This window comes from Lewinella sp. JB7, assembly GCF_024297185.1.
Lineage (GTDB): Bacteria > Bacteroidota > Bacteroidia > Chitinophagales > Saprospiraceae > Neolewinella.
On sequence record NZ_JANCTD010000008.1, the window covers coordinates 225,056 to 245,724 of the forward strand.

15 protein-coding genes are annotated in these 20,669 nt (G+C 58.9%); 9 read left to right on the forward strand and 6 right to left on the reverse strand.

Annotated features, from left to right (window positions below; all coding sequences use genetic code 11):
• Positions 1-90 precede the first annotated feature (90 nt).
• Positions 91-3,009, forward strand: a complete 2,919-nt coding sequence (locus NMA52_RS15280; RefSeq protein ID WP_254828568.1) for a TonB-dependent receptor — start codon at positions 91-93, stop codon at positions 3,007-3,009.
• A gap of 88 nt (positions 3,010-3,097) precedes the next feature.
• Here NMA52_RS15280 and NMA52_RS15285 read toward each other — a convergent pair whose 3' ends face one another.
• Positions 3,098-3,526 carry an RDD family protein gene (locus NMA52_RS15285; protein WP_254828569.1) on the reverse strand — a complete coding sequence of 143 codons (429 nt, stop codon included), beginning with the start codon at positions 3,524-3,526 and terminating at the stop codon, positions 3,098-3,100.
• Positions 3,527-3,793: 267 nt separating this feature from the next.
• Here NMA52_RS15285 and NMA52_RS15290 point away from each other — a divergent pair, with 267 nt between their 5' ends.
• Genes NMA52_RS15290 through NMA52_RS15300 form a run of 3 tightly spaced genes read left to right on the forward strand, consistent with a single transcriptional unit; the run spans position 3,794 to position 8,132 of the window.
• Positions 3,794-4,588, forward strand: a complete 795-nt coding sequence (locus NMA52_RS15290; RefSeq protein WP_254828570.1) for a CPBP family intramembrane glutamic endopeptidase — start codon at positions 3,794-3,796, stop codon at positions 4,586-4,588.
• 35 nt (positions 4,589-4,623) lie between these two features.
• The gene (locus NMA52_RS15295) at positions 4,624-5,619 is read left to right on the forward strand and encodes an LD-carboxypeptidase (RefSeq protein WP_254828571.1); all 996 of its coding nucleotides are present in this window, start codon (positions 4,624-4,626) and stop codon (positions 5,617-5,619) included.
• A gap of 59 nt (positions 5,620-5,678) precedes the next feature.
• Complete coding sequence (locus NMA52_RS15300; RefSeq protein ID WP_254828572.1) at positions 5,679-8,132, forward strand: SGNH/GDSL hydrolase family protein; 2,454 nt, start codon at positions 5,679-5,681, stop codon at positions 8,130-8,132.
• 74 nt (positions 8,133-8,206) lie between these two features.
• Here NMA52_RS15300 and NMA52_RS15305 read toward each other — a convergent pair whose 3' ends face one another.
• Entirely contained in the window at positions 8,207-11,515 is a 3,309-nt protein-coding gene (locus NMA52_RS15305; RefSeq protein ID WP_254828573.1) for a reprolysin-like metallopeptidase, read from the reverse strand.
• Positions 11,516-11,720: 205 nt separating this feature from the next.
• Here NMA52_RS15305 and NMA52_RS19225 point away from each other — a divergent pair, with 205 nt between their 5' ends.
• On the forward strand, positions 11,721-12,812 hold the full coding sequence (locus tag NMA52_RS19225; RefSeq protein ID WP_254828574.1) for a glycosyltransferase: 1,092 nt from the start codon (positions 11,721-11,723) through the stop codon (positions 12,810-12,812).
• Here the strand turns inward: NMA52_RS19225 and yaaA are convergent.
• The 3 genes from yaaA to rseP are packed head-to-tail and all read right to left on the reverse strand — an operon-like array spanning position 12,809 to position 15,426.
• Positions 12,809-13,570 carry a peroxide stress protein YaaA gene (gene yaaA / locus NMA52_RS15315; protein WP_254828575.1) on the reverse strand — a complete coding sequence of 254 codons (762 nt, stop codon included), beginning with the start codon at positions 13,568-13,570 and terminating at the stop codon, positions 12,809-12,811. The two genes, NMA52_RS19225 and yaaA, sit on opposite strands and share 4 nt — an antisense overlap.
• Positions 13,571-13,573: 3 nt before the next feature.
• Positions 13,574-14,083 (reverse strand): iron-sulfur cluster co-chaperone HscB C-terminal domain-containing protein, encoded by a 510-nt coding sequence (locus tag NMA52_RS15320; protein ID WP_254828576.1) that lies wholly within the window; start codon positions 14,081-14,083, stop codon positions 13,574-13,576.
• Positions 14,083-15,426, reverse strand: coding sequence for an RIP metalloprotease RseP (gene rseP, locus NMA52_RS15325; protein WP_254828577.1), 1,344 nt, complete (start codon positions 15,424-15,426; stop codon positions 14,083-14,085). Before rseP ends, NMA52_RS15320 begins: the two co-directional genes overlap by 1 nt.
• A 174-nt stretch (positions 15,427-15,600) precedes the next feature.
• On the opposite strand from rseP, the gene NMA52_RS15330 reads away from it, so the two are divergent.
• The 3 genes from NMA52_RS15330 to NMA52_RS15340 are packed head-to-tail and all read left to right on the forward strand — an operon-like array spanning position 15,601 to position 17,163.
• Complete coding sequence (locus NMA52_RS15330; RefSeq protein WP_254828578.1) at positions 15,601-16,308, forward strand: MotA/TolQ/ExbB proton channel family protein; 708 nt, start codon at positions 15,601-15,603, stop codon at positions 16,306-16,308.
• Positions 16,309-16,354: 46 nt separating this feature from the next.
• Positions 16,355-16,756, forward strand: a complete 402-nt coding sequence (locus NMA52_RS15335) for a biopolymer transporter ExbD (protein WP_183493825.1) — start codon at positions 16,355-16,357, stop codon at positions 16,754-16,756.
• Between the two features lie 14 nt (positions 16,757-16,770).
• Entirely contained in the window at positions 16,771-17,163 is a 393-nt protein-coding gene (locus NMA52_RS15340; RefSeq protein ID WP_254828579.1) for a biopolymer transporter ExbD, read from the forward strand.
• 553 nt (positions 17,164-17,716) lie between these two features.
• Here NMA52_RS15340 and NMA52_RS15345 read toward each other — a convergent pair.
• Complete coding sequence (locus NMA52_RS15345) at positions 17,717-19,270, reverse strand: OmpA family protein (RefSeq protein ID WP_254828580.1); 1,554 nt, start codon at positions 19,268-19,270, stop codon at positions 17,717-17,719.
• Between the two features lie 185 nt (positions 19,271-19,455).
• On the opposite strand from NMA52_RS15345, the gene NMA52_RS15350 reads away from it, so the two are divergent.
• Positions 19,456-20,547: a hypothetical protein gene (locus NMA52_RS15350; RefSeq protein WP_254828581.1), complete on the forward strand. Its 1,092-nt coding sequence runs from the start codon at positions 19,456-19,458 to the stop codon at positions 20,545-20,547.
• The last annotated feature ends 122 nt before the right edge of the window (positions 20,548-20,669 follow it).

Genomic DNA, 20,669 nt, shown 5'->3' on the forward strand with positions numbered 1-20,669 from the left:
CCACCGGATTACGAACTACGCGGGGGAGATAGCCGCGTGGCGGTCTCCCCCCCCTCATTTTATCTAGTGCACAATCAAATAATGAATTTCATGCTTCAACGCATCACATCACTGGTAGCCTTTCTGCTGGTGGCCAATTTTGCCGCTGCCCAGAAGGGGGCAATCTCCGGTACGGTCTTCGACGAGGACGGCTTTCCGATGCTCGGCGCGAACGTCGTCATCGAGGGAACCTCCGTCGGTGCGCAAACTGACTTCCTGGAAGGAAAGTACCAATTTCAGGCCGACCCGGGTAACTACACCATCGTGGTTTCCTACGTTGGCTACGCCAATCAGGTCATCTCCGGGGTGAACGTAGCCGCCAACGAAACGACCGTGCTCGACGTCACCTTCGGTGCCGACGAGGGCATCGCTCTGGACGTCGACGTTACGGTAACCGCCACCGCCCTCGAACGCAGCGAAAACGCCGTTCTGGTGCTGCGCCAGAACAGCGATAAGGTCCAGGACGTCATCTCCAGCCAGGAGATCCAGCGGCTGGGTGCGGGCACGGCCGCGGCGGCCCTCACTAAAGTTACCGGTACGACGGTCGTGGACGGGAAGTACGTATACGTGCGGGGCCTCGGTGACCGCTACAGTGCCACTACGCTCAACGGACTGCAGTTGCCGAGCATCGACCCGTACCGCAACTCGGCTCAGCTCGACCTGATCCCCACGAACGTACTGGACAACATCGTCGCCAGCAAAACCTTCACCCCCGATCTGCCCGGCGACTTCACCGGAGGTAGTGTCAACATCAAAATTAAAGCGCTGCCGGAACGCTTCACCTGGGGGGTATCCGCTTCGGGTTCGTACAACAACCTGAGCAACTTCCGCAACGACTTCCTGACCTACAACGGGGGCAAGCAGATCGGACTTGGTTACAACGACGGTACCCTGGACCGGCCCGACGTCCTGAACGATCCCCGCCTCGACGACCTCGGCGCGCTCCTGAGCACCGCCGGACGGAAATCACGCGGAAACGCCGAAATCGCTTCGGCCGTAGAGGACGTCGCCAACTCCTTCGGCAATGCCTTCAATCTTAATAATAAGCGGGTAGGACCGGACTACAGTCTGAGCGCCAATATCGGCAACCAGTTCAATATCGGGTCCATGCCGCTCGGCTTCTTCGCCACGGTAAGCTACAGCCGCGACTTCAGTCAGTACACCAACGGTATCCGCGGAAACTACGAGAACCCGGGCGGCGGTGCCGACGGGAACCTGCAGGAAATTTATAACCTGAGCGATTCCAAGAGCGTCGAATCCGGTAAGCTCGGGGGCATGCTCGGATTTACCCTCCGCCCGTCGCCTTCCAATAACATTTCGTTCTACACCCTCTACAGTCACCAGGGCTTCCTGGAAGGACGCATTCTGGAGGGCAGCAACCAGAGTAAGGGTGCCGCCGGTACGGCGGATAACTTCTACCGTTCCCAGGCCTCCAGCTTCATGGAACGGGAGTTGATCGATTACGTCGTCCAGGGCGAACATACCCTCACCGGACTCGGAAATACCAAGATCGAGTGGTCGGCCAACTTCGTGGACAGCGAGCAGAACGAACCCGACTTACGTTTCGCGGAATACATCGAGCAGGGCGAGCGCTACATCATCGACCCCTCACAGCTGAGCCGCCCGAGCCGGTACTTCCGCGACCTTTCCGACAACACCTACCAGGGCGGACTCGACATCACCGTGCCCGTCTTGCAAAAACGCAGCCGCGGCAACGCGATCAAGTTCGGCGGTCAGTACCGGACCATGAACCGGGACTTCAATGAATCGATCTACGCCTACGAGAACGACCGGGGAATTTCCTTTAGCGAAGCCGGGGGAGACTTCGACGTGTACTTCGGAGCAGGCAACCTGGGCGTCCTCGAGGAAGTGAGCGATCGCAACGCCGTGGGCGTATTCATCTACGATAACTCGAACCTGGCCAACAGTTACACCGGCACCTACGACGTATCGGCCGCCTACGCGATGATGACCTACGAGATTTCCCCCCGCCTGAAGGCGATCTTCGGCCTGCGTGCCGAGAATACCCGGATCCTGGTGGAAAGCGACGTCGTCGAGAACGAATATCGCCAGGCCGTCGAGAACGGCCGCGACCCCGACCTCGTGCGTATCGACAACAATACCGCCGACATCGATACGGTGGCCTTTATGCCCGCCCTTAACCTGGTATACAAACTCGGCGAGAAGACTAACCTGCGGGCCAGCTTTACCCAGACGGTAGCCCGGCCCAACATGCGGGAAGTCGCTCCCTTCGGCTCCTTCGGCTTCTTCGGTGAGCCCGTGGTGTTCGGTAACCCCGACCTGAAACTGACGAGCGTCGATAACTACGACCTACGGTACGAGATCTTCCCCAACGCCGGAGAAGTACTCGCCGTAAGCGCCTTTTACAAGCGTTTCCGGGACCCCATCGTCACCACCTTCCGCCTGTCCGGCGAACAGCAGTTCACCTGGACCAACTCGGAAGAGGCCAATCTGTACGGCCTGGAAGTCGAAGCCCGCAAATCGCTGGCCTTCGTGTCGGACAAGCTCTCCGGCTTCGTACTCGGTACCAACCTGACCTTCATCGAAGCGGATCAACAGATCGACGCAAAAGAGGTGGCGGACGGTCAGGAAGTCAATCCTGATTTCAGCGGTAGCCGTCAGTTCAACGGTCAGTCACCCTTTGTAGCCAACGCTAACCTGAGCTACGGTGACGCGGAGCGCGGACTGGACGTCATGGTTGCTTACAACTACTTCGCCGACCGTCTGCAGAGCATCGGTGCCGTGGGCAGTCCTGACATCTTCGAGCGGGGACGCGGGCAACTGGACGTATCCATTTCGAAGAAGGTCCAGAACTTCAAGTTCAGCCTCCGCGCGCGCAACCTCCTGAACCCGGCCTTCGAGAGCTTCTCGACTTTCGACCGGGAGTACATTTTCCAGAGTTACGAGCGCGGTCGTGAGTTCTCCTTCGGGGTGAGCTACGGCATCTAACATCCTACAGTTTGCACTAGATTACATTTCGTAGTCTTCTTACATGCCCCCCGCACCCCCGTGTGGGGGGCTTTTCGTGTGGGCGTGCCTAATCTCGGGCCACTTGCGTCAGCGGGACCCGCTCCGTCTTGGCAATATAATCGTGCAGAAACCGGTGTTCGCTACTGAAGATCGCAAAGAGCAGAAGCACTTCCCCGCCGAAAAGCGTAAAGGCCTTGACGAAGGACCGTAGAAAACGCGTCGTGACGTCCGGCGACCGATGATCGGGACGGGTAAGAATATGGGACCGACGGAATCGCACGATCGAGGGATGATAATCCACGATGTACCAGTAGATGGTACTACCGATCAGGGTAGTGAAGTAGACCCCACTGCCGCCGAGTAGTACTTCCAGCCAGCGGTCGGTAGCGTAGTGGAAGGGAAACTCGCCCCGGTAGACGAAGAATACCACGCCCAACAGTCCCAACATGACGAGGCAGTCGAAAAGATAGAGGAAGTATCTGCGGAAAACACTCATGAAGGTATCATTTTAACTAGTGCACCAAAAGTAGGCGCATCCGCAATGGAATGCCAACGAAGTCGACGTACACCCGGATACGTCGGACGAAGGGGTAGACGGAAACTTGGTATGCAGCGCTGTTCGTGTAATCTATTGATAATTAAACAAATAAGTGAATTTGAGGAAATAGAGTGAGCTGTACGGGCGGAACGCCGAGGAGGAAAGTGTCCTTTTCATTCGTGATTCGGCGGGGGAACTTTGGCGGTAACAAAACACCATTATCCCATGCGCTCGCATTCTTTCCCCCGCGTCCGTCACCTGCTGACGGTCTTCTTTCTTCTCCTCGCCGGCCAACTCGTGGTCGGTGTTCTACTCATCGGAGCGCTGTGGGCGACGGGGGAAGGAGCGGCGGCGGAATCGGTACAGGATTGGTCGATGCCGCTGGTCTACCTGTTCGGAAGTCTGCCCGCCGTGGCGTACGCTCGCTGGCGGGCCGGCCGGCCGTCGGTATCGTTCGATCCGGGAGCGATACCCAAGCGTATGCTGCTGGGTTGCACGCTTGCCTTCATCGTATTCGGTTTCGGGGTAGGTTGTCTGGGCGGATACCTGCCGACGGCGGACCTCATCCCGGCGGCGGGAAGTTCACTGTCAACGGGAGTAGGCACATTCCTTACCCTCGCGCTGCTTGCTCCACTCGTAGAGGAATATTTGTTCCGCGGCATTCTGCTAGAACGTATGCTTCGCTTGCGATCGCCGCGGACCTCAATTCTACTTACGTCCCTGACGTTCGGTTTATCTCACCTCGTACCCGCCCACGTAGTTACGGCTACGCTGATGGGCGTGGCTCTGGGGTACCTGTACTACCGGACCCGATCGTTTGCACTGGTGGTGATCCTGCACGCGGTCAACAACACGCTTGCTTATGCTGCCGGAACCTTCTTGGAGGAAACCGAAATGATGGGGGAACTTTCCCTTCCGCTCGGGGTCGCCGTTGGGATGTTCGCCATCGGATTAGGGGCCTTGTCGCTATACCGGATGGTCCCGCGGCGAACCGGAGTGGCGACCGTTCGGGCGGATTGAATGTTTTTGCCGTACTTGGGCTATTCGAACCCTGTATGATGAACCGTAGGCTCTTTACTCGTCGGCTCCTTGCCATACCCGCACTGCCTCTCCTCGGCTACACCGGACCCGCGCCCCGCCGCCGCATATTTCCCAACCGCCTCCACCGCGGGGATACGGTGGGCCTGATCACCCCGGGCAGCTACCTCACCGACGACGGACTGGAGCGGGCGTACCGACAAATCGAGGAATTGGGCCTCCGCGTAAAACCGGGAAAGAACATCCGGGAGGAAAGAGGTTTTCTGGCCGGCACCGACACGCAACGGCTCGATGATCTTCACGCCATGTTTGCCGATCCGGAAGTGAAGGGTATCTGGGCCGGGCGGGGCGGCTACGGATGCGGACGGTTACTGCCCGAACTGAACTACCGCCTGATCGAAGAGCACCCGAAAGTACTGCTTGGCTACAGCGACATCACCGCTCTCCTCAATGCCATCACCCTCCGTACCGGACTGGTTACCTACCACGGCCCCGTGGGGAGTACCGACTTGTCTCAGTATACCCGCCAACAACTGATCAACGCGGTTATGCAGGAGGGGCAGTACGCGGACATCCGCCCCGTGGACGAAGACCAGGCGGCGTACGTGATCACGCCGGGGCAGGCCTCCGGGACACTCTGGGGCGGGAACCTGAGTTTACTGGCTTCGGTTGCGGGGACCGATTACGCCCCTCCCGTGCGGGGAAGCCTGCTGTTCGTGGAGGACATCGGGGAAAAACCTTACCGCATCGACCGGATGCTCACCCAATTACGGCAGGCCTGGCCCCTGGAGGAAGCGGCCGGGATCGTACTGGGCGTTTTCGCCGACTGCGAAGCCGATGCCGACGATCGCTCGCTTACGTTACGAGAAACGCTTACGGACCGTTTGGGGGATCTGGGCATCCCGGTGGCCTATGGTTTTCCCATCGGTCACGTAGACCATATGAGCACTCTACCAGTAGGAGCGACCGCTTATCTGGACACGGAAAAAATGAGTCTGACTATCGGGGAATAAATGAGCGAAAAACTAATATATTGCTGCTCGTCACCAATTATTACCCGAATACTTACGCTATGCGACACTTTACGTACGCCGCCCTGACGGGGTGGATGTGGCTACTGTTTAGCCTGACCACCACATCCTTAACTGCTCAGGATCGAGATACCCTGCTCATCGATTTCGGTAGCGACCTTTCGGCCAGCCCCTGGAACAACGTGACTGATCCGGCGGCGGGGTCCGTCGGACAATTGCTCAACAAGCTGGGAAATCTGACGACGTACGGACTGACGGTAACGGATCCCTTTAACAACGTCAACTTCGCCGGTACGCAGGAGCCGGCCGCGAGCACCGGAATTCCACCCACGGCCAGTGGCGATAGTTTTTTCGGAAACGTGGTGGCTTTCGGTGGCCAGGAGCAACCCACGGGTGCCGTAGAGCTCACGGGATTGCGACCGGAAAAAGAGTATACCCTCACGATCTTCGCCTCCCGGGCCGCCACCGATAACCGGCAGGCCGCCTACGTATTGGTAGGTGCTACGGAAGAAACGCTCTACCTGGACGCCGCCGACAATACGGACCGGTTAGTCACCGCCACGCTACGTCCCACGGCCGATTCCACGATAACGGTGACGGCCAGCCCGGGGCCCGACAACGACAATCCCTCCGGCTTTTATTACCTCGGCGCGCTCACCGTCAGCTACGACGCCGAAGATGCCCCGCCACCACCGCCGCCGCCGCCCGCCGGGGAGGACGTAGCCGACACGGTACTCGTCGACTTCGGAGGATCGTCGCTGACCGCCGCTCCCTGGAACAACATTACCGATCCGGAAGAAGGGGCCATTGCGGACCTGCTGAACTCTTCCGGGTTTCAGTCGGGCTACGGTATACGGATCTTCGATCCATTCAACGGTTTCAACACGGCCGGTACGGTCAATCCGGACCCCGGACTCGGTTTTCCCGCCTCGGCCACCGGCGACAGCTTCTTCGGCAGCGTCACGGAATTCAGTGGAAAGATTGAACCCACCGGCGGAGTGGAACTCACGGGGCTTTTACCGGAGGTAACCTATACCGTCGAACTCTTTGCCTCCCGCACGGCCTCCGATAACCGGGAAACCCAGTACGTGGTGGAGGGAGCGACTTCCGCTACCGTATACCTCGACGCTGCCTCCAATACGGCCGACACGGCAACGGTGAGCCTCATGGCCGACGCAGCGGGCACGATCCGCGTAACCGCCTCTACCGGGCCCAATAACACGAACGGCGCGGGCTTTTATTACCTCGGCGTGCTGCGCCTTACCTATCCCAACCAGGCGCCCGCCGGAGGTACTTCGCTGACCCTCCTGAGTCCGAACGGCGGAGAGGTATGGCAAGTCGGAAAGCAGCCGACGATCCGGTGGTCGTCGCGGAACCTCGCGCAGGTCGTTCTAGATTATTCCACGGATGCCGGCCGCAGCTGGACGCTCATCGATACGGTTCCGGGAGCGAGTGGAACCTACGGTTGGACCGTTCCCGATCAACCGACGGACTCGGCTCTCGTGCGCATACAGTCGGGCGAATTGCGGGATACCAGCGACGGATTCTTTACCATATCGTCCGATACCACGAGTTGCCGCATCGTGGTCCTAGGTTCGTCCACGGCGGAGGGTACGGGTGCTTCCACCCCCGACAGCGCATGGGTAAACCGGTACGCCCGTTCGTTGGAGGGCGACACGCGGTTCGAAGTCGTCAATCTCGGGCGCGGAGGCTACACGACTTACCACATCCTGCCGACGGGAACCAGCATTCCGGCCAACGTAAATGTCACGCCCGACGTCACCCGCAACGTTACCCAGGCTCTTTCGCTGGACCCCCTGGCCATCATCGTCAATATGCCCTCCAACGACGCGGCCAACAATTACCCCGTCGCCGATCAACTAAGAAACTTCGCCACGATCGTCGAGGCCGCGGAGGAAGCCGGAGTTGTCGTATACGTCGCCACCACCCAGCCGCGCAACTTCACTAACACTACCCAAGTGGACCTGCAGCGGGAGGTGCGGGATTCTATTCTTCGGATCTACGGGTCGCGATCCATCGACTTCTGGACCGGAGTAGCGGCCGAGAACGGCTACATCATCGATAGTCTGGATAGCGGCGATGGGGTGCACCTCAACGATATCGGCCACCGCCTGCTCTTCGAACGGGTCGTCGGTATGCAACTGGATACGCTGTCGTGCGGCGACGTGCTGAATCCGGTCCACGATCGCATCCTTCCCCTCAGTGGGGTCACTGTGTATCCCAATCCTTCCAACGGCGAAGATGTACAACTGGAAGTCGTGGGCATGCCCGGCGGACAGGTGAACGTGCAGTTCATTGACGTGCTCGGTCGCGTCCGGTATCACCACGTCGAAACGACTACGGGAGGCACGTATCGCCTGCGCATTCCACACGCTGCCTTACGTCGCGGCACTTCCGCAAAGGAGCCGCTCTTCTGCGTGGTAAGCGTCCGCAGTGGTTCCACCATCAGCCGGCGCGTCGTTCGGGTACTCTGATCCGAACGACGCACGGGGCGGGGCCGCGGGTGCAACGATCATCACGGAAAGCTGACTAATCAGGAGTGCCCCCCTTAGCGCTTCACCACCCGCAGCGTTTCCTCCCCCCACCGCAGCAGGTACAGGCCGGCGGGTAGTGCGGCTGCGTCCACCCGGAGTAGGGTGGACGAGCGGTCGAACCGCAGCATAGCCGTCAGGTCGCGACCGTGGAGGTCGTAGAGGGCGGGCCGTTCCGTACGCGCTTCGGGAGAGCGTACCTCAAATTCGTCGCCGAAGGGGTTCGGAAAGAGGACCATCGCGGCCACCGGTCGTCGCCAGTCAACGGAAACAACGGTGGACAGCTCACTGGTGCCGTCGAAATCCACCTGCCGGAGACGGTAGAGGTTGCTACCGTCCAGTGGGTCCGTATCCAGGAAGGTGTAAGTAGCTTCGGAGATTCGGTTGCCCGCCCCGGTTACCTGGCCGAGTTTCCGCCAGACCCTGCCGTCCCTCGACCCCTGTACTTCGAAATAGTCGTTTTGGCGCTGATCGGCAACGGTCCATTCCAGGTCGATTCCGTCAGCGGTTGCCGCCCCGGTGAAGGATAGCCACTCGACGGGTACCACGGCCTGCGCACCGTAGAAGCTCAGGCGACGCGAATTGTCGCTGAGTTGGAGGCACTGGCCGTCGGCGCTGCCGTCGGTAATACTGCTAAAGGGCTGCCCTACCCAGGCGTCAGTTGCTGCGTCCGCCGAATGGTTAACGCCATATACGCGGTATTCACCCGCGGAGAGAAGAGAGAAATCCGCCCGGGCACTGACGGCGCGAATACGCTTGTCTTCCTGGCCGACCGCCAGGTAGCTGTACGCGTATTCCTCGGTGGAAGCGAAAGGAACCGACCACTGGTTGCCTTCGGGTTCCATGCTCACACTGACCTTGTATTTAAAGACATTAAACTCATCACGGGTAGGAGCGGTATCGTCATAGGTCGATACGATGAGTACGTACGTTCGTCCCGCGATCATTTCTACCGTGATGTCCGAATGAAGGATGCCGTTGCTGAACGTGGATTGCAGGAAAGTAGCGCAGCCGTTCGCCGCATCGAAGTTGTTCTCGAACAGGGTAAAGCCGAGACCAAACTCGGCATCCGACAACTTAAACTGGAAGGTTCCGCTGCGGGACGGAATCAGGGTATAGCTCTCTACGGGGACCGGCGCTTCCACCTGCATACATTCGTCCCTTTGCCGAATTACACTGCGGTAAGCATAGGCAGACAAGGGGGATTCGCCGGTAAGCGCCCCCGATACCGGAAAGGTGAAGTCGTGACCACCCACCTGATTCATGTCGAGTTGGGCTTCGGCACTCCCGACGCCGGCGAAGATCGTTTCCGCGGGGTATACGTTACTCGGAGAAGCCGCACAGCTTTCGTTAGTCAGGGTTCGTAGTTGCGTATCCACGGCATAGAAGGTCTGGCAGGGCTGATCCGAGCAGATGAGCCGGAAGCGCAGGCGGTCGGTGGCCGGTACGCCGGGCGGAATCTGCAGCGTGGCGGTCTTTGCCGCGTAACTCACCGTGCCGAGCGAATAGAGATATTGCTGAGAATCGTTGAGTGCCATCTCGATGGCGACCTGGTCACAGAGGTTGTCCGAACCATTGGTCTCCCAGGTAAAGGTATAGCTACTACCCGCGCTCAGGTCCCCGGTGGCGGTGGGGCCGGCGAAGGTGAGCGGGCCGGAGTCGGCGACCGTGATTTCGACGGATTCGCTCGCGATCCCCCCCGCGCCCGGGTGGTTGTCGCGGACGGTCAGGGCGAAAGTCATGGAACGGGCTACTTCGGGCAGGACTTCGAATTCGGTCGGCTGACCATCGGCACCCTCCGGGAAGTAGCGGACGGCCTCGTCGGAAGCCGGGCGGGAGCGGAAGAGAGGGGCCACGGTGCTTTCTCCCGCGGTCAGGGCGTCGGATCCGGGCTGGGTGAGGGTAGCCCCCTGGGAGGGTGCGCCTACGCCGTCGTCATCAATCTGTTCCCATGAGTAGGTAAGCAGGTCCTCGTCGGCATCCGTGGCTTCCCCGCGGAGGAGGAAGGGGGTACCTTTGGGAATGGTAGTGGTATTGCCGCACGGGTTAGCGGTCACCACCGGGGGCGTATTACCCGAGGAAACCTCCTGGCCGCAGGCCTGCCGTTCCAGGTAATCCAGCATCTGGTCGATGGAGTACTGGTGGAAGTAGCTGCTGGTCTCCGGGTCGTAGGCGATGTTTTGCTCCGTGTTGCAGAGGTCGGCGTAGCTGAGCAGGGTGGTGCCGCTGCCGATCTCCACCGCCGAATTATCCGCGATGTTGTTCGTACACCCGCCGCCGCTACCGTTGAAGGTGTGGGAGCCGCCGAACATGTGGGCGAGTTCGTGAGTGACGAGACGTTTCCAGCCGATGTATGTATTGTCGTACGCACCACTCCACGCTCCGGCTTTATAGGGGCCGTCCTTTCCGTCGGGCTCGTTGGGCAGATCGCCGGTATCAAAGTCGGGAAGTAGTACGTCATCACATACGACGCCGAGGTACGCTACGCCTCCGCCCGTCCAACTACTTTCCCCGTTAGTATTGTGAAAGACCATACCGATATCGTACGTTTCTCCGTCGAAGTTTTGCGCGATCACTTCCGCGGCCTGATTAACGCGTTGGTCACCACCCTCGGTGTCGGGCCGAAAAGGATCGGTGGCAGGGTCTTCGTAGACTTTGCTACCGGCCAGGGTGAGACTAACGGCCAGATCATTTTCGAAAATCAGATTGGCAAAGGCGATCGTCTGCACAATTGCGGCGGTGGCCTGCGTGGTATTGTTCCCGTTGCCGCGGTAAAATTCTCCGGTGCCGACGATGGCCACCCGGTAGGTGCGTTTAGTGGCGCCGTTGCGTAGGGAGGCCGCCCCGGACCGGAAAGTAACGGCACTTCCACCTACCGGAGCGGGGCTGCGGAGACTCTCCGCTCCACAGGGGCGTTGGGTGGGCGCGTCGTTATTGTCGGTAGGACCGGCCTCCGCCCGTAGTGTAAGCGGCTTATCCGCGGAACTGATCCGCCGCACGGTCAACCACTGCCCCCGGTACAGTACGTCTCCGTATACTTTCCCCGCGCTTAGGGTAATAGCTCCCCGGATTTCGGCGTTATCGATGCGGTAGGTATGGATGGCGGGTTTCTCGCGCGCCAGCCCGGGTTCCATGACGGGCATGTCCTGAAGCAGCACATCCGTGGTTACACCGTCGGGCAAGACCAGCCGAAGAGTGCGGAGTTGAGCGAGCGGATCGGGTTTTCGTTCGGCGGCGGGCTTAGCGACGGGGAACTGGGCGGATAGCATACCGGTCCCCAATAGGAGGGTAGCCACCCACAGGGCGGTGGGTAAACGTTTGTTCATAGACTGGGATTAGGCGAAAACAGCTTTTTGGATAGTGCCTCGAAAACGAGCTTGACCCCTGCAATATATTTAAAACTGACAAACAACCCTCCCCTTACTCTCCGTCCGTCCGTAGACGGCCCGGTTGGTCAGCTACGGTACTAATATTGTTTCGCGGACTACTACGGGCGGAAGCGCGGCGAGCAAATCTGCGTACCTTCGGACCGTGAGTTTTGCCAGCAACACCCTCGACCTCGTCATTATCGGACGCTCCATTCTGAGCAGCTATGCCAATCCGACGGCGGAGCTGTACCGGGGGCTGATCAATGAGTTAGCCCACCACGGTCACCGCACCACCTTCCTGGAACCCTTCGATGCCGCCAGCATGGCCCGGCGCGACCTGCTGAGGTCCCCCTACTGCGAAGTGTGGACGTACCAGACGGTCGACATCCTACTTGACGAATACCTCCCCGCTATTCAATCGGCCGACCTGGTCATGCTCGGGTCCGGCGTACCCCACGCTGACCGCATCGCGCAGTGGTTGGTGCAGGAAGCCCGGGGAATCACCATCTACTACGACGCGGACCTGGCGCGGACAACCCAGCACCTGACCGCGGCGGGACCCCAGTGCACCACCTGCGTTTCCGGTAGCGTGCTGCGCGACTTCAATCTCTACCTGTCTACCACCGGCGGCCCGGCCCTTCAGCGCTTGGCGGAAACGTGCGGCATACGTTGCGCACGGCCCCTGTACGAGAGCATCGATCCCTTCTCTTTCTACCGCATGGATATCGATAAGTCGTACGATCTGGGTTTCATCGGCAACTACAAGGCGAACCGTACGGAGCTTATCGATGCTCTGCTGCTGGCTCCGGCGCGAACAACCCCCAACCGGCAATTCGTGCTCGCCGGCGACGGGTACCCCTCCGATCGCTGTTGGCCGCAAAACTTAACCTACCTGGAGCATCTGCCGGACACCAACCACGTCGATTTCTACAACCGGCAATCCTGCACCCTGATCCTGGGGCGCGACGACCGGCGAATGATGGGGTACACCCCCTCCCGCCAGTTACTGGCGGCGGCGGCCTGTGGCGTGCCGGTGCTCACCCAGGAGTGGCCGGGCCTGTCCGATTTCTTCGAGGATAACCGGGAGTTGTTCTGCGTCAGGGAAGAACAGGACGTACTCGACATTCTGTACGGCATGGAAGATTCCGGGCGCCGGAAGGTCGGTGCCTGTGCCCGTGAGCGCGTACTGGAAGCCCACACCACCGCCCACCGTGCGCAGGAATTGCTAGCCTTCTGGGAAGAGGTAGCCGATTAGTCCCGGGTGTACATCCAGTTGTCCGGCGTACTCATCGCTTCGTTGTAGCGGTAGCCGTCCACGTTCAAGTCCTTTAGGGGTTCCGCTTCCGTGATGCCCTCCAGCGTAATGAGCCGGGCCATGGCGCCCCGGGCCTTTTTCGCGTTGAAGGTGACGAACTTATACGTTCCGTTGCGCAATTCCTTGAACTGAATGTCGACAATCCTTCCCTGAATGCGTGCGGGTTGCAGGCTTTGAAAATATTCTTTACTGGCTAAGTTCAGCACCGTTTTGGAGGAATCATCAGCAAGGTCCTGGTTAAGAAGATCGGTGATCCGGGTGCCCCAAAAGGCATACAGATCCTTCCCCCGCCGGGTGGGCAGCCGCGTGCTCATTTCCAAACGGTAGGGCTGCATAAGGTCGCGGGGACGCAGGAGCCCGTATAATCCAGAAAGGATACGAATCTGGCGATTCGCAAAGTCAAACTCACGGGGAGAAAAATCCCCCGCCCGGAGTCCGAGGTACACGTCGCCACTGAAGGCCAGTCCGGCGGGCTTGGCATTCTCAGCGGTAAACGGACGAGCGAATGCGTGATACCGTTGCTGGTTCTCCTCGGCCAGTTTATCACTGATCGACATGAGCTCCTTCAGCGCCCGTCTGGATTTACGCCGCAACGACCGTACGAGCGTTTCGGATTCATCCAGTAATCGAGGTTGGGTAGACTCTAACTCCACCGGCGACATGTCGAGTGTCTTGGCGGGTGATAACAGAATAAGCATACGCTAAATTTTCTCCCGCAGGCGCAGCAAGTAGCGACGCTTCAGGTAATAATTCTTCAGGGCGGTCAGCTCCGCGTCCGAAGCGGTGGCATCATCGTAATTAGTAAGTATGTTATGAACCTCCTCCTGCAGATCGGACTCCAGTTGATCGACCAGCCCGGTGACTTTCAGGCGCACACTGGGATCATTCTCGAACTCCAGCTCCATGAGGGCCTCATTCACTTCCATGATCTCCAACAGAAAATCCTGGGGGACCTGATTCGTCCCTTCCTCACCAAGCACGCCCTTCACTTCCAGAAAGTGTCGTAGTCGGAGATCCTCGTCGGTGAGGATTTTATACCCCTGATTATTGAGCGTGCTTTTTTCCAGGACTTCCTCCTGGGTATCTGCGTTTTCGAGGGTGTGAAAGTCGGGATGGAACCGCTTACTATTGGCGTAGAAGGTCTTCTTCAGTGCCGCATGATCCAGGGTAGGGGAGGGACGTAGCCCGAAAAAGGAAAAGTAATTCGTCATTATCCGTTGATCCAACGCCAGATATCCAGGCCGTTTGCGAGTAGTACGAGTCCGAGCACGATGACGAAGCCGACCATGGTCGCCCGTTCCATAAAGGTATCGCTGGGTTTACGGCCGCTGACAACTTCGTAGAGCAGGAACATGACGTGCCCACCATCGAGGGCCGGGATGGGCAGGAGGTTCATAAAGGCCAGGATCAGCGACAGGGAGGCGGTCATGTACCAGAAACGCTCCCAATTCCAGGTGCTTCCGAACATGGAACCGATGCTGGCAAAACCACCCAGGCTTTCGGTCACCTTGATGTTGCCGGCAAACATTTGCCCGAAGGCCTTGAACTGGTCGCTCAGGAAATTAACTCCCTGATCGATACCCGCCGGAATGGACTCCGCGAAGGAGTATTCCTGGCGCTCAGTGTCGTAAAAATAATCTGGCCCGGCCGCGGCTACCAGCAGTTGTCCTTCATCGGTCAGCGTCACCGGGACCTGCTGCACGTTTTCCTGGTCCTTCTTTTGTACGCCCAGCGTAACGGTTTCCCCGCCCCGCCCCCGGACCGCGTCCGTAAATTGATCGAAGTAGGGGGTAGGCGATCCATCTACACTTACGATCCGGTCTTCGGTTACCAGACCGGCCACATCGGCGGGGCCACCGTCCTTCACTACCCCGACCACGAAGGGCATCCGGGCGGTGAACAGGCGGGAGTTCTTGTTTTCGTAGCGGGTAAGCACGTCTACCCACTTCGGATCCACCGCGACGGCGACGGGCTGCTCGTTGCGGACCACCTCGATTTCCCGGGCGTTGTTGATGGCGATTTCCCGCAGCACGATCCGGTCGTTGAAGCGTTCGAAGGGCACGTCACCGACCCGGAGGATCTTATCCCCGTTTTCCAGACCGATCTCCTGACCGAGACTGTCTACCGCAATACCCGCCGTGATGTTATCCGCCGGAAAGTACTCTTCCCCGTAGCCGAACAGTACCATGGCGTAGATAAAGAAACCCAGCACGAAGTTGACCGTTACACCCCCCAGCATGATGACGAGCCGTTGCCAGGCGGGTTTGGAGCGAAATTCCCAGGGCTGGGGAGCTTGCTCCATCTGTTCCTTGTCGAAACTTTCGTCGATCATCCCACTTATCTTGACGTAGCCTCCCAGGGGGAGCCAGCCGATACCGTACTCCGTTTCACCGATCTGCTTCTTGAAGAGACTAAAGCCCGGGTCGAAGAAAAGGTAAAATTTTTCCACACGGGTACCGAACAGGCGGGCCGGAAGGAAGTGGCCGAATTCGTGCAGCACGATCAAAATGGAAAGGCTGAGGACGAGCTGCCCCACGGTAATCAAGGTATCCATACGGTAAAGTTAGAAGCCCGCTGTTAAAACGGGATCGGATAATTAACCGGTACGATTGGTGATGGTTGAACGGCCCGCGTATCCGCGCCCCGGGCCAAGTTTTTTACATTTGCACCCGCCCGCTCGACATATCCCGTGCCCGAGCGACGTTAAGCAAGCGCTAAAGCAACCCTGATGTTCCTGAACCACCTTATTTTACTCCTGCAAGCGCAGGGCGACCTGAACCTGGACCCCGTCGCGCCTCCAGCCATTGAAAGTGAAAGCCTCCTCGATGTTCTGCTCGAGTCCGGTATCCTCACCATGGTTATCATTGGCATCCTGCTATTGCTGTTCATCATCGGACTGTACATCTTTTCCGAGCGTTACATCACCATCAAGGCGGCAGGATCCGACGACGAAGGTTTTATGGAAAGAATCCGGCGGGAGATCTCTACCGGGAACATGGCCAACGCCCGGGCGCTCTGTACGACCACCGACAGCCCGGTAGCCAGAATGGTAGATAAGGGACTGCAACGAATCGGTCGCCCCCTCCGGGATATCGATGCCGCCGTTGAAAATGTGGGCAACCTGGAAGTCTTCCGTCTGGAAAAAGGCCTCAGCACCCTGGCCAGTATCGCCGGAGCAGCCCCCATGATCGGCTTCTTCGGTACGGTCACGGGTATGATCAACGCGTTCTACGAAATGTCGAATGCCCAGAATATCACCCCCGACGTACTGGCCGGTGGCATCTATTCGGCACTGCTCACCACCGCTGCCGGACTGTTTATCGGAATTTTGGCCTTCGTGGGGTACAACCTGCTGGTTGCCCAGGTAGAACGGGTGGTGTACAAGATGGAGCGTTCCACCACCGAATTCATGGACTTACTGCAGGAACCCGGCTAGGGGGCAGTAGGAGTTAAGGAGCAACTTAAACTAAACCGTTACCACTATGGGACTGAAACGATCGAATAAGGCCAATGCGCAGTTCAATATGTCGTCCCTGACGGATATCATATTTCTGCTGCTCATCTTCTTCATGTTGACCTCCAATTTCGTCCAGATACGGCCCTTCGATCTACCCAAATCGGATAGCCAGACGGTTGCCCCCACGAACATCGTGGTTGAACTGGAAAAGTCCGGCGCGTTACGGGTGAATAACATCACCGTCACCGAAGCCTCCGTCCTGGCCGCCCTGAGCGACGCGCTCGAACAGACGAACAACCAGAAGGACGCCACCGTAACCATCGTTGCCGAAACCGGGGTACCCTTCAGTCGCATCACCCCGATCATGAATCTGGCGGCCCAGCGCCGCGCCCGCGCCATTATTGCCACCCAACCCATTCAGGGGTAACCGATCACTTCGTTATGGCCCTCAAAAAACGATCCAAGGTTAGCGCGGAATTCAACATGTCATCGCTGACGGACATCATATTCCTGCTCCTCATCTTCTTCATGCTTACCTCTACGGTGGTAGCGCCGAACGCGCTCAACCTGAAACTGCCGGGCCGTTCCGATACCCCGGCCGCCCCCTCCACGGAGCGGTTGGACGAGGTCCGGATTGATGCCGCGGGCGGATTTTTCTTCAACGACCGCCGGATCAGCCAAAGTGAGCTGGAAGCCCGTCTACAACCGCAGGCCAGGCGAGGCTACAGCATGTTGATCGCTCCCGACCGGGAGGCTCCCATTGAGGGTGTGGTGACCGTCATGGACATGGCCATGCGACTTGACATCAACGGGGTGCTGGCCGCGGAGGAGTAAGGAGGCTACCTTTACGCGCCGCTTCAGGGTAATGGACCCCGGTACGCAGGAACCGAACTCACTACTGCCCCACCACGGTCCGGTAAGGACCAACTCCCCGGCCTGGTAGTCCACCCAGAGTTCGTACTCCTTCATGCACCAGGACACTGCGAGCCCGGCCTTATTATTCCGGAGGATCTGGGTTTCCGAGATACGCCAACTGCCGCTGCGGGTCTGAAACCCACTCAGTTGCATCTCCGCTTCCAGTTCCCCTAACTTGACGAAAGCCGTTCCCCTTACGCTAAGGCCGATTTGCTTGATGTTGAAGTAGAGCTCGAAACGCTCGGCAAATCCTCCTTCATTCTGCAACAGCAGTCCACTCCACGAACCGGATAGATCCTGGTACTGAGCGGTCGCGGAAGCCCAGCCGCACGTCAACAGTAGCGCGAATAAGTAGTACTTTAAGTTCACGGGCGAAAGGTATTGCTTTTACGGTCCGGGCCCAAACGACAATGCCCCCCGGTCGTGAGACCGGGGGGCATTGCACATCAGGACAACGATAACGCGCGTGCGTTTAGTTGCGTCCGGATTCCATCTCCATACCTTCGGGGGCGGGGTCCTCCGTGGCGTCGGACATTCCGGTAAGGAACTCAACCCGACGGTTGACCAGGCTGCGGTCGAGGGGCACGATAGCTTCCTCTTCACCACGGTATTGCAGAATAAAGCGGTTACGCTCAATTTCGTGGTTGGTGACCAGGTGATCGATTACGTTGCGGGCGCGGCGGTAGCTAAGCTTGGTATTGTGCTCGGCATTGCCCGTGCGGTCGGTGTACCCGCGGACGATCAGGCGCATACCCGGGTTAGCGGTCATGACCCGGGCGATGCTGGCCAGCATACCGTAATCGTCGTACTTCACCTCAGCGGAGTTGAGGGGGAAGTAGATCATCGGCAGGTAGATGGCACCGCCGGCGGTGTTGATGCGGGTAGAATTGTTGCGGTTGCCCTCGGCTACGGAACGTGCGATACTGGTATCGATCATTTCCTGGATCTCACCCTGGGTGAGGGGAGCGTCGATGCGCTCGGTAACGACACCATCGGCGTTCACGACTTCACCTTCCCGGGGGGGGAAGAAGGGTTCCAGATCGCGGTAATCGGGCACGCCGTCCTTATCGCTGTCGAGGGTGCGGCCGCGGCTATCTACGGGGACACCACTGGGCGTATCGGCTTCCTGATCGATCGAATTGACAATGCCGTCACCGTCGTCGTCCATCGTGGCTTCGTCAACGCGACGGTTGAGCGTGGCGATATCTTCCTTGACGGGAGTAAAGGCGTTGGTCCAGTAGCGGGGCTCGGTCTTACGCTCGGGATTGCCGAGGTTGAAGTTCAGCGAGATACCGGCTACGTTCTGCACGTCGCGGAAGTCACCATTGTCGTAGCCGTCTATCAGGTCGGCGCGGTCACCTAGTGGTACGAATACCTGGTATTCAGCTCCGATGTTAACGCGCTCGTTGAGGCGGAAATTGATGCCCGTTCCGAAAGCGGCGTGGGTACGGAAGGTGCGGTCAATCTCGCCGTTGCGGCCTTCATCATAGGGTTGGCCGGTGGGGTTATTGCTGGGGCAACCGAAGCCACGAACATTGCCGTTGCACTGAAACTGACTAGAGTACGCGTTTCCGCCGGCACCCGCCATCATAAAGATGTTGATGTTACGGATGTCCCCCTTGAAGGTAAAGTTGTTGAGGGTCACCACTCCGTATGCGGTCCCGCTCAACCAATTGGTTTCGAACCGACGGTTGTCGGCATTGCTGCCTGTCTCGTCATCGCCCTTGCTACGGGCGTAAAGTGCGTCTACCCGGAGCGAGAATAAATGATCCAGTGACTTGCGCAGGTGAATTCCGGCTCCGTAACCACCTTTGGACGTCACGTCGCTCGACAGCCACGAGTACACCGGGGTGATGCCAAACTCCAGCATCGAATTCTGGTCTCGTTTGTTGACGGGAGCCTGCATATCCTGACCCGTCATCGCGGACGTGGTGTCGGCCATGCTGGGCACCGGGGTGCCCTGGGCGGAAATGGTTCCACCCAGGCCGAGGCACAGGCAGAGGAGAGATAAGCTGAGAATTTTCATGGAAATGATTCTAGAAATTAGATTGTTGGGTGTAGCCGGTGGGTCGGCGGTGGTTCTTCATACGGTATGGTTCCGGCAATATGCCGATGCTAGGTTAACTTCTAGTTCATGCGTCAAAGGTAGCAGTTGTTCATTAAACATACATCCTTTTTGTAATTACCGTCGCTGACTACCTTTGCCGGCCATTGCCTATGTACAGCACCTGGTTATCACCCACCTCCGTCGATCGCTCCAATTTCGCCTCCGCCACCGTCGCCCACCGGCTGGGAGACAAGCCCTCTACGGCGACGCGGGTAGCGCTCATCGGACTGAATGCGGCCACCGCCGATGGGGTGCGGCGCCAGCTCTACGCGCACTACTGGGACTTCGGAAATCTGGAAATCGTTGATCTGGGTAATCTCCGTAAGCAAACGACCGATTTTGCCATTCCGCTGCTTCGCGAATTACACTCCGCCAGCATTGTACCCGTTCTGCTGGGCGACGACGAACATATGCAACGCGCTCAGTATCTGGCCTTCGGCGAGTTGAATCGACAAGTAGGCATCTTCGCCATCGACCGCCGGGTAAGCTTACGGCCGGAAGGAGCGGAAGAGCCGGCGGGTGCCCTCGATGCCGCCATTCACCGTACCCAGTCCCCGGTGTACCATCTCGCGCACGCCGGGTCACAGCGGCATTTACTGCATCCGGCGCTTGAGTACGTATTCGCTTCCCGCCACTTTGAATCCTACCCGCTGGGGCAGGCCCGGGCCGACCTGGCCGATCTGGAGCCGGGAATCCGGGATGCCGACCTGCTGGCCCTCCACATCGGTGCAATTAGCTGGTCGGAGGCCCCCGCGCAGGGGGGGTATCATCCCTCCGGATTTACATTACAGGAGGCGGGGCAACTCTGCTATTACGCGGGCAACAGCGACCGGCTATCCTCCTTTGGCCTGTACGGCTTCGATGCGGCCCACCCGGGCGAGGATGCGCAGCGACTTACCGCCGCCGCCTACGCCCAGCTGGTCTGGTACTTCCTGCACGGCCTGAGCCGACGGGCCGGCGACTTTCCAATCACTCTTACCGGAATGGCGGAATACGTGGTCGAAACCAGCCTGGCCGGCCGGCTAACCTTCTGGCGGTCACCCCGCACCGGTCGGTGGTGGGTACAGGTCCCGGTCGACGCCTACCGCGGTGAAGCCCGTAACCGCCTGATCGCCTGCAGCTACCAGGATTATTTGGTGACCAGCAAGGAGGGTAAGCTGCCCGACCGGATACTCCAGGCCTTCTCCCGCTATTGAGCTGCTTAAACCGCCGGGAATGGGATTTTTCTCCGCGAAAGCCTATCTTCACCAGCACTTAGTTTTTCGTAGTAGCCACATTCCGGCGTCCCTCAGACCATAAACCGACCTTCTATTAGTTT

Excerpts from the sequence above, each read along its gene's own strand:
- NMA52_RS15280 (WP_254828568.1), top strand. The coding sequence starts at position 91 with ATGCTTCAACGCATCACATCACTGGTAGCCTTTCTGCTGGTGGCCAAT.
- NMA52_RS15285 (WP_254828569.1), bottom strand. The coding sequence starts at position 3,526 with ATGAGTGTTTTCCGCAGATACTTCCTCTATCTTTTCGACTGCCTCGTC.
- NMA52_RS15290 (WP_254828570.1), top strand. The coding sequence starts at position 3,794 with ATGCGCTCGCATTCTTTCCCCCGCGTCCGTCACCTGCTGACGGTCTTC.
- NMA52_RS15295 (WP_254828571.1), top strand. The coding sequence starts at position 4,624 with ATGATGAACCGTAGGCTCTTTACTCGTCGGCTCCTTGCCATACCCGCA.
- NMA52_RS15300 (WP_254828572.1), top strand. The coding sequence starts at position 5,679 with ATGCGACACTTTACGTACGCCGCCCTGACGGGGTGGATGTGGCTACTG.
- NMA52_RS15305 (WP_254828573.1), bottom strand. The coding sequence starts at position 11,515 with ATGAACAAACGTTTACCCACCGCCCTGTGGGTGGCTACCCTCCTATTG.
- yaaA (WP_254828575.1), bottom strand. The coding sequence starts at position 13,570 with ATGCTTATTCTGTTATCACCCGCCAAGACACTCGACATGTCGCCGGTG.
- NMA52_RS15320 (WP_254828576.1), bottom strand. The coding sequence starts at position 14,083 with ATGACGAATTACTTTTCCTTTTTCGGGCTACGTCCCTCCCCTACCCTG.
- rseP (WP_254828577.1), bottom strand. The coding sequence starts at position 15,426 with ATGGATACCTTGATTACCGTGGGGCAGCTCGTCCTCAGCCTTTCCATT.
- NMA52_RS15330 (WP_254828578.1), top strand. The coding sequence starts at position 15,601 with ATGTTCCTGAACCACCTTATTTTACTCCTGCAAGCGCAGGGCGACCTG.
- NMA52_RS15335 (WP_183493825.1), top strand. The coding sequence starts at position 16,355 with ATGGGACTGAAACGATCGAATAAGGCCAATGCGCAGTTCAATATGTCG.
- NMA52_RS15340 (WP_254828579.1), top strand. The coding sequence starts at position 16,771 with ATGGCCCTCAAAAAACGATCCAAGGTTAGCGCGGAATTCAACATGTCA.
- NMA52_RS15345 (WP_254828580.1), bottom strand. The coding sequence starts at position 19,270 with ATGAAAATTCTCAGCTTATCTCTCCTCTGCCTGTGCCTCGGCCTGGGT.